The following is a 7,841-nucleotide window of genomic DNA, read 5'->3' as shown; positions in this document are numbered from 1 at the left end:
CGGCAAACCGTGGTATACAAAAGTCATTTTCACGGTGACGCCTGGCGGCTTCCAGCTGTGCCATACAGAGTCCTATTGGAGAATTGGTACGGGGTTTCGTTTCGTAGCTGAAATTTCCTGCAGAAATTTCAGACGAAACATCAAAAATCCGCTCCGTGCACGGAGCGGGAAAGCTTTACCATTCGTCGGGCTGGCCGACCCAATCGCGGAACTTTTCCTTTCCGCCGCGCACCTTCCAGTCGGAATCTACCGTGAGGCGCGAAGAGATGCCGCCGCGAGGAGAGAGCGTCATGACAATGCGCAGACGCGCGGGTTTGTACACGGCCATGAGGTCGTCGTAGATGACGTTGATAAGCCGCTCGTACGAGATGATTTTGACCCGAAATTGCTGGAAGTAGATCTTCAAAGACCGCAGCTCGATGACCGTATCGCGCGGGTAGAAGGTGACGAAGGCCGTAGCGTAATCGGGCTGGTTTCTTGCGCCCAAAAACGTGATTTCCGGATTTCTTATCTTTATTTCGTATCCGTGGCTCGACGGATTGGGTATCTTGCCCAGCGACGCTTTATCGCTCCACTTCTTGCCCTTGATGGGTTTGGTTTTCAAAGTATCCTCCGAGAATGTGATTTTCTTCAGGCATCATATCAAGAAAGCGGGGCATGTCAATCCATAACCAAAGAGCTAAAAAAAGAGACCATTCTTGCTGGTCTCTTGATGTCCATACTGGATCGGACAAAATCCTCAAAAGCTATCTAAATTTACCGACGCAGAATAGGTCTTGTGCGAATTCGTTGGCGGATCGAACGAACCGATCGTGATTACTCTTACTTCTTTCTTGTCTGCCCTGCTTGTGCCCTGCACTCCTCCATGGACGCTTACGATGAGAGAGCCCCCGGTTTCAGTAGAAACTTGGACCTCCTTGCTCTCATTTTCTACGACATTTAGTTCAGAAGATTCCGGCGACGATCGCTTCTCAACTGACTTGCTCGCCAGCAAAAGCGAGTGAGGAGAGCCCTCTTTAATGTTGCGGCGAAGAGGGGGTCTCGGCTTCGCGTTGGGCTTGAGGTCGTCACGCTTGATCGGTGCCTTGCCTTCATAAACCTTTGCAGTGTTGCCGATGGAATTTCCGGTGACGCACGGGATGCGCAGTTCCTTTCCGATGCCAAGTACGTCGGGATCCTCGATGCCGCTTGCATCGGCGATCTCCATGTAACGCGAGTAGTCGCCGAGCTTCTTTTTTGAGACCTTTGAGAGGGTGTCTCCGCTCTTGGATACATAAACCTCAAAACCGTCAACACACCCCTCACCCACGAGAGAGACCAGAGAATAAAATTCAGAGATTTTCTCGGATACGCCGACCTCTTTTGACGGAGGAAGCATTTGTAGTTGCGCCGCAACCACCGGTTCCTGTTTTGTTTTGGACATAAAACTATTGACGAAGCGGATTGTGTTGAGCCCAAAAGCAGAAACTAGGGCAAGAAAGAAAAGAGTAGGGATAGAAATTATCAAAAACCACTCAATCTGCCTACCCATCCTCTCGTCTTCCTGCGTTCGACGATGCCGTTTTGGCATCTTTGTCGGTTCCGATCTTGCTCCATAGTGGTGCATACCTCCTCCTTTCTAAACCCGGACTTTCGCGGCAACCGGCTTCCTCAATGTATATCCAGAACTCTGCGCAACCATCCCGTTTTACCGGCGATGATCCGCTTTGCTCTCAAATTGAGAATTTGCTGGCCGCAACCATTCTTCATGCCAATCGCATCTCTGCGCAACCATCCCGTTTTACCGGCGATGATCCGCTTTGCACGATTATGCTTTGAAAAAGGTCCTTTCGCGGCTATCCTCGGGTTCGCAGTTCAGTTTGTCGTCGGTACAACGTTTACAGTTTGCGTCATGGCCGGATTTTTATTGACACCGGCCAACTTCAAAGCATGCCGCATGGCATGTTCCGGACCAATCGGAGAATTCTTTTCTCCGTCAAAATAAATCATCGGCTTTCCTCCAACAAGCTTGGCAACGCCACGGTAACTCCTGCCCTCCCGCAGAAGTGCGTAGACCACCCCATGCGGAAGTTTCGCTGCTCGCAAATCCGTTGGAGTGGGATTGACGAGGACGCCACCATTCTTTCCGGAAGCGCCTTGTTCCGACTTCTCCCTCGTTGCGAACATCGCGACGGCGGTGATTAGGATAAAGCAGCTGAAAATCACCCAATCTATCAACGGCACGCCTGCCCCGACGTTAACCGCCGGTGGTTGTGGTTTTGGAAAATTGCCTATCGCCCGATCAATTTCTAGACGTATTTCTTCCTTGGTCGCCGGTCTCGGAGATGCGTCAGGTATTTCATAGAAAATAACCTGCCCCGCCTTTATTGACGTACCAAGACCAGGATTCCATTCACGAAGACGCGCAATATTCACGCCTTCTACCTTTCTCAAGTAGAAGGCGACGTTTACTACGTCGTCTCCTGCTTTAACGGTGTAAGTTCCCATCTTGCCGTCCATTGCGAAAGCCGCCGAAAGCAAAAACGAGAAAACGAACGCGAAAAGCGTCATTCTGATTTTCATGTATCCTCCCTTTTTTGGCATGTTATGCCCCTAATTTAGGTGTCAAAGTACAAGGGGATATTATATCATATAGCCGAAAACCGTCAAGGCCAGTGTCCAAATTTCTCAAAAGGAGCTCTCTTTTTCTCAGATGAGCCTCCCTACCGACTAAGAGAGCCATCTTTGCCGTCACTCGGCCCTATGTCCTAAAAAATGAATCGGAAAACTTAGAGCGCCCGGTCTTTCGAACGGGCGCTCAATCCTGCGGGGGTAATAGTGTTCGAACTACTCGGGTCGCCCCGCCCTAGTCTTGGCTCAAATATTCTGGTTCGAATTCTCGGATGGGTCTTTTACTTCATCATCTGTTTCATGGAGCCGCTACCCTCCTGGGCCTCATTCTCTCCCATATATTTTGCGCCGACCGCCTCCAAATCCCTTCCCTTCATTACTGCCTCCTCATCATTATACTTCAGGCCCATCGTCTGCATTGCCTCTCCCGCCGACTTCATCATTTCTCCCATTTTTTCTATGGTTGCCGATTGTTCCTTCATCATCGTGATGGAATCTTGCAACTCCTTGTTCTCGGCGGATCCATCATTAGCGCCCCTTCCGAAGGAATAGCCGGCGGCACCGCCGATACTAAGGGCAATAAGTATTGCAAGAGCTATTGTTATATTTTTCATAGTGATTTTTTAATTAATGAATAACTGGGTTTCGTGCGACCTTTGTGCGTGGCGGTTCACCACCACACTAATCTATGAAACATGCTCAACACGATTAGCTTCATGGGGGAATCTTTCGGATTCCCAACCACGATCAGTGTGGGGGTTCGCGCCCGTGATAAATATTTTTCATCCCGTTAGAAGCAGATCGCGACCAATACGAGCCCCGTTAGAGATAAGGAATCTTGGATTCCTGTCCCGGCTTACGCGGGAATCTCTAACGGGGCGAGCCTGCAAAATAATTTTTATGACTACGATAACACATCGGATTAAGATTATTTTTATTGAGAATGGCGATCGCGGCTTCTAACGGGATTAGAATCCTGACGATGTTTCCTCCGTTGCTGCCCGTTCCGCCGCCTTTTTACCAAAGCGGTAAAATAATGCGGGCGTCAGGAACAGCGAAATAATTGTGGAGGAAGCAAGCCCTCCGAATATCACGACCGCCAGCGGATGTAGCATCTCTTTGCCCGGCTCGGAGCCGGAGATAAGCAAGGGGATCAGCGCGAGCGCCGTTACCAGGGAGGTCATCAGCACCGGAGTTACGCGGTCAAGCGTTGCCTTAACTATGGTATCCGGTGTGAACGGTAAACTCTCTTTTTGCACCAGCGCGAGGCTCCGCCCGATAAGCATGATGCCGTTCCGGGAAACAATGCCTGCAAGCGAAATGAACCCGACAAGATGCGCCAAGCTCACCGACCCACCCGTAAGCCAAACGCCGATCATCCCGCCGATAAGCACCGTGGGAATGTTGGTCATGACGAGCAGTGCAATCGGCACGGACGTAAAGGCGCTGTACAAAACTCCAAAGATCATGAATATACCGGAGATGAATATCAATGCCAGCTGCCGCGAGCTTTCTTTTTGGCTCTTATAGTTTCCTTCGAAGGAAAGTATTACGCCAAGGGGAAGTCTTTGCGATTCGATTGCGGCTTTTGCCCGGTCCACCGCGCCGACCACATCGGTTCCTTGGTAGTTTGCCGAGACCGCAAGCACCCGCTTTCCGCCTTCATGATCCTGGCTGTTGCGTCCGCCCTCTACCCGAACATCGGCGACGCTGCCCAAAGATTGGGCGCCCATATACGGCAAGGCGAGGTCTCGCAAAGAAGCCATCGTGCCTTTTGATTCCGCGTCATACCGCGCAACAACGTCTACCGAAGCCGCACCAAGACGGACTTGTCCGAGATTGTCTCCCATAAGGCCCATCTCCAGATCATTAGCAACCTCGCCCGGAGACAATCCGTATTCGGCAAGGCGATTCCGGTCGACATAGATGCGGAATTCGGGAACGACGGTATTTTGCTGTATGCGGGCATTCGCGATGCCCGGCTGTTTTCCCAGTTCGGCAACAACCAGTTTGCCGGCGCGTTCCATAGCGGCCGGATCGTCCCCGAAGATTTTCACAACAATGGGCGCGCGTACGCCCGAAAGGATCATTTCAACCCTATGCGTGATCGGCTGTCCCAGGCTGAAGTCCGCGTTGCCGAAACGGTCCAGCACCGTTTGTATTTCTCGCATCATCAGCTCGCGCTCATGTTCGTATCCCGCCTCAAGCGCAATCTGCATTTCGCTGGAATTTGCGCTCCCTCCATGGGGATCGGCCGGAGCACGTCCGGCGATGTTGCTTACTTGTCGTACACCCTTTACCTGCAGAAGCGCATGTTCAAGCTTTACCATGTAGGCGTTAGTGGTGGAGAGCGCCGTTCCCGGCGGCAAAAAGACCATCGCCACCATAGACCCCTCATTGAACGGGGGAATTCCTTCTTTGCCCGCAAAGAAATACATTCCCGCCGTAAGAACGAGCGCCGCGATGGTAGCGGTGACCAAGATTTTTATGTTACGGATACACCAATGTATCCACGGAGCAATGCATTCCTTTATTTTTTGTACGACTCTTGTTTCCTGCTTGTGTCTGTATAGGGACCCGTCATTAAGCAGGAGCGCGGAGAGAACCGGCGTTACCGTAAGCGACACCATCATCGACGCAAAAAGCGATACCAGATATGCGGACCCGAGCGCAATAAGAAGCCGGCCTTCGATGCCGGGCATGAAGAATATCGGCAGGAATACCACCGCGACCAGAATGGTCGCGTACACGATGGAGTTACGGACTTCTTGCGAAGCATGTAATACCACCTGTTCCCGGCTTTCTTTCTTGCCGCCGTGCATCCACAGACGCAGACGGCGGAAAATGTTTTCCACGTCAACAATGGCATCGTCTACCAACTCGCCAACCGCAACCGCGACGCCGCCCAAGGTCATGACGTTCACCGAGAACCCGAACGCCTTGAATACAATCGCGGTCGCAAGGATAGAAAGCGGTATGGCCGTAAGCGTGATTAGGGTCATCCGCACATTCATAAGAAAGATGATGAGCACCAGGATGACGAATATCGTGCCGTCTCTAAGAGCCCCCTCCACATTGCGCAGTCCCGCGCGAATAAAGTTCTCCTGTCTGAAGAGATTCGGATGTAATTTGATTCCTTCGGGGAGACTCGGCGCTAGCGAGGTAAATGCCTTGTCTATCGCATCAGTGACCGCAAGCGTCTGGGCGTCCGGCTGCCGGATGACCCTCAAGATGACTCCCGCCCTGCCATCAATAGCTCCGCTGCCACGGATGGGGCTTGCTCCCTCAACGACGGATGCGATATCGCCAAGGCGTATAGGACGCCCATCCATCATGTTGCGGCCGATAGATATATCTGCCAGATCCGCAGCGTTTTCCGGCGCGGTCAAAATGCGGATTGAATATTCCTTTGCATCTTCTGTGATAAGGCCGCCACTTTTATTTGTCAGCGCGTTGACGATATTCCTACGGACATCGTCGAACATTAATTCGTAGCGTCGAAGGCGCTCGGCATTGAGATTGATCTGCCATTCGCGCACATCCCCGCCCATAACCAAAACACTTGCGACTCCGGGAGTTTTGAGTAGGACCGGACGGATGGTCCAGTCCGCCAATGTTCGAAGCTCCATCGGGGTTATGTTGTTGTCGGGGGCATTTATGCCAACCCAGATAATTTCTCCGAGAAGCGAAGTAGACGGACCGAGCACCGGCTTTACTCCTTCGGGCAGTATCGCCTGATTCAGACGTTCTTGCACCACTTGCCTGTTGCGTAGCGTATCGCTGCCCCACGCGAATTCCAGATTAACGGTTGCTTGCGCGAAAGACGCGTTACTGCGCATCCGTTCCACGCCGGGAGCCCCGGCAAGGGCCGATTCGAGCGGGTTTAAGATAAGGCGTTCTACGTCTTCGGCCGCCATTCCGGGACTTTCCGCAAACACCGCCACGGTCGGTTTATTGATATCAGGCAGAATATCCACCTTCATCGTGGCGATGCTCCACAAACCCGTCGCGGCCATGAGTCCCGCGAGAACCAACACCGCAAATTTGTGTCCAAGTGACCAAGAAATGATTTTATTGAACATATGTATTGTGTTAGTGCGGCCCTACATGTCCATTCCGCCCATATCATCATGCCCGCCCGACCCAGCGGGTTTGTCCGTAGTGCTTTCCTTCGGCGCCATGTCTTCAAGCAACATGTCTTCATGGATACCGGGTTCAGGATTTACCACATAGCGGTCGCTATTTTTCAATCCATCGTATATTTCGATGAACGTACCGAGCGTCCGGCCAATGGTTATCTTTTTTGCGAAGATACGGTCTCCTGGCGACACGCCCCACACATGCGGTGCGCCTTCCTCGTCCCACCATACCGATGAAAGCTTGATGACCGGAGCGTCCGAGGCTTGCGAAGCCATGACGCGCACCGACGCATCCGGCGGCCAATTCACGCTCTCCAGGAACTCCGCGTCTGCCATGAACATTCCAGCGTCAAGCGATGTACCAACCCCGAGAAGCTTGACCTTTTTTACGTCCTGCGGAAATCCGGGCCGCATCATGGCAAGCACGGAACCCACCTCGGGCAGGCGCACGTTTCCGGGTATGCGAAAGCGGACGAATTGCTCGCTTTGGTCTCCCGAATTAAGCGACGCGACAGGCATGCCGGGTTCCACGAATTGCCCGACTTTTGCCATGATCGTAGAAATAGTGCCTGCTCTGGGTGCTACTATATATAAACTTCCCGTAAATCCCTGCAGGACTTGGGCATAAGCCGCCTCCGCCGCTTTTGCTTCCGCTTGCGACATTGCGCTCATTCTTTCGTTCATGGCGATCTGTTCATCGATCATTTTCCTGTCCTGGGCGTACATTTTTGTCTGCTCCACCGACATAAGCTTGTACTCGGTCGCTTTCATTGCCGCTTCCGCTTCCATTTCGCGGTACTTAGAGGCCATTTCCAGATATTCGTTCTGGTCCATCCGCATCATGGGCTTAATGTCCATAATATCCGGACTGTCTATTGTTGTATTGGCAAGCCGCACGGCAGAGACAAAATACTGCTCCGTCTCTTCAAAGGGAACGGCGCCCGGATCGCGCAGGGCTTCAATGAGATTTAAGAGCGCCGCCTCATACGTATACTGGTTTTGCGGATCGATCTGCCCGTACATGCGGTTAAAACTCCCCGCCCGAAACGCCGATACCGTCACCGCGTTGCTGACCGTGCGCAGATGGGCAGC

Annotated in this window: 7 protein-coding genes; 1 reads left to right on the top strand and 6 read right to left on the bottom strand. The window is 52.3% G+C overall.

Annotated elements, in window-relative coordinates; all coding sequences use genetic code 11:
• Positions 1-175: 175 nt before the first annotated feature.
• Together Q7S09_06020 and Q7S09_06015 are read right to left on the bottom strand one after the other, a co-directional pair.
• The gene (locus Q7S09_06020; GenBank protein ID MDO8558702.1) at positions 176-604 is read right to left on the bottom strand and encodes a 7-cyano-7-deazaguanine reductase; all 429 of its coding nucleotides are present in this window, start codon (positions 602-604) and stop codon (positions 176-178) included.
• A 135-nt stretch (positions 605-739) separates the two neighbouring features.
• On the bottom strand, positions 740-1,423 hold the full coding sequence (locus tag Q7S09_06015; protein MDO8558701.1) for a hypothetical protein: 684 nt from the start codon (positions 1,421-1,423) through the stop codon (positions 740-742).
• A 230-nt stretch (positions 1,424-1,653) separates the two neighbouring features.
• On the opposite strand from Q7S09_06015, the gene Q7S09_06010 reads away from it, so the two are divergent.
• Positions 1,654-1,818 carry a hypothetical protein gene (locus tag Q7S09_06010; protein MDO8558700.1) on the top strand — a complete coding sequence of 55 codons (165 nt, stop codon included), beginning with the start codon at positions 1,654-1,656 and terminating at the stop codon, positions 1,816-1,818.
• Positions 1,819-1,854: 36 nt separating this feature from the next.
• Here the strand turns inward: Q7S09_06010 and Q7S09_06005 are convergent, their stop codons facing one another.
• From Q7S09_06005 to Q7S09_05990, 4 genes are all read right to left on the bottom strand, one after another.
• Positions 1,855-2,583: a LysM domain-containing protein gene (locus Q7S09_06005; GenBank protein ID MDO8558699.1), complete on the bottom strand. Its 729-nt coding sequence runs from the start codon at positions 2,581-2,583 to the stop codon at positions 1,855-1,857.
• Between the two features lie 308 nt (positions 2,584-2,891).
• Positions 2,892-3,224: a hypothetical protein gene (locus Q7S09_06000; protein MDO8558698.1), complete on the bottom strand. Its 333-nt coding sequence runs from the start codon at positions 3,222-3,224 to the stop codon at positions 2,892-2,894.
• 354 nt (positions 3,225-3,578) lie between these two features.
• Positions 3,579-6,692: an efflux RND transporter permease subunit gene (locus Q7S09_05995; GenBank protein ID MDO8558697.1), complete on the bottom strand. Its 3,114-nt coding sequence runs from the start codon at positions 6,690-6,692 to the stop codon at positions 3,579-3,581.
• Between the two features lie 21 nt (positions 6,693-6,713).
• Positions 6,714-7,841, bottom strand: a 1,128-nt coding sequence (locus Q7S09_05990; protein ID MDO8558696.1) for a hypothetical protein, incomplete at its 5' end; no start/stop codon positions are given.

It is taken from the genome of bacterium (genome assembly GCA_030649025.1).
Taxonomy (GTDB): Bacteria; Patescibacteriota; Minisyncoccia; order JAUYLV01; family JAUYLV01; genus JAUSGO01.
Note: the sequence above shows the minus strand (reverse complement) of the source record. Positions and strands in the feature narration are given on the sequence as shown.

Excerpts from the sequence above, each read along its gene's own strand:
- Q7S09_06015 (MDO8558701.1), bottom strand. The coding sequence starts at position 1,423 with ATGTCCAAAACAAAACAGGAACCGGTGGTTGCGGCGCAACTACAAATG.
- Q7S09_06010 (MDO8558700.1), top strand. The coding sequence starts at position 1,654 with ATGTATATCCAGAACTCTGCGCAACCATCCCGTTTTACCGGCGATGAT.
- Q7S09_06005 (MDO8558699.1), bottom strand. The coding sequence starts at position 2,583 with ATGCCAAAAAAGGGAGGATACATGAAAATCAGAATGACGCTTTTCGCG.
- Q7S09_06000 (MDO8558698.1), bottom strand. The coding sequence starts at position 3,224 with ATGAAAAATATAACAATAGCTCTTGCAATACTTATTGCCCTTAGTATC.
- Q7S09_05995 (MDO8558697.1), bottom strand. The coding sequence starts at position 6,692 with ATGTTCAATAAAATCATTTCTTGGTCACTTGGACACAAATTTGCGGTG.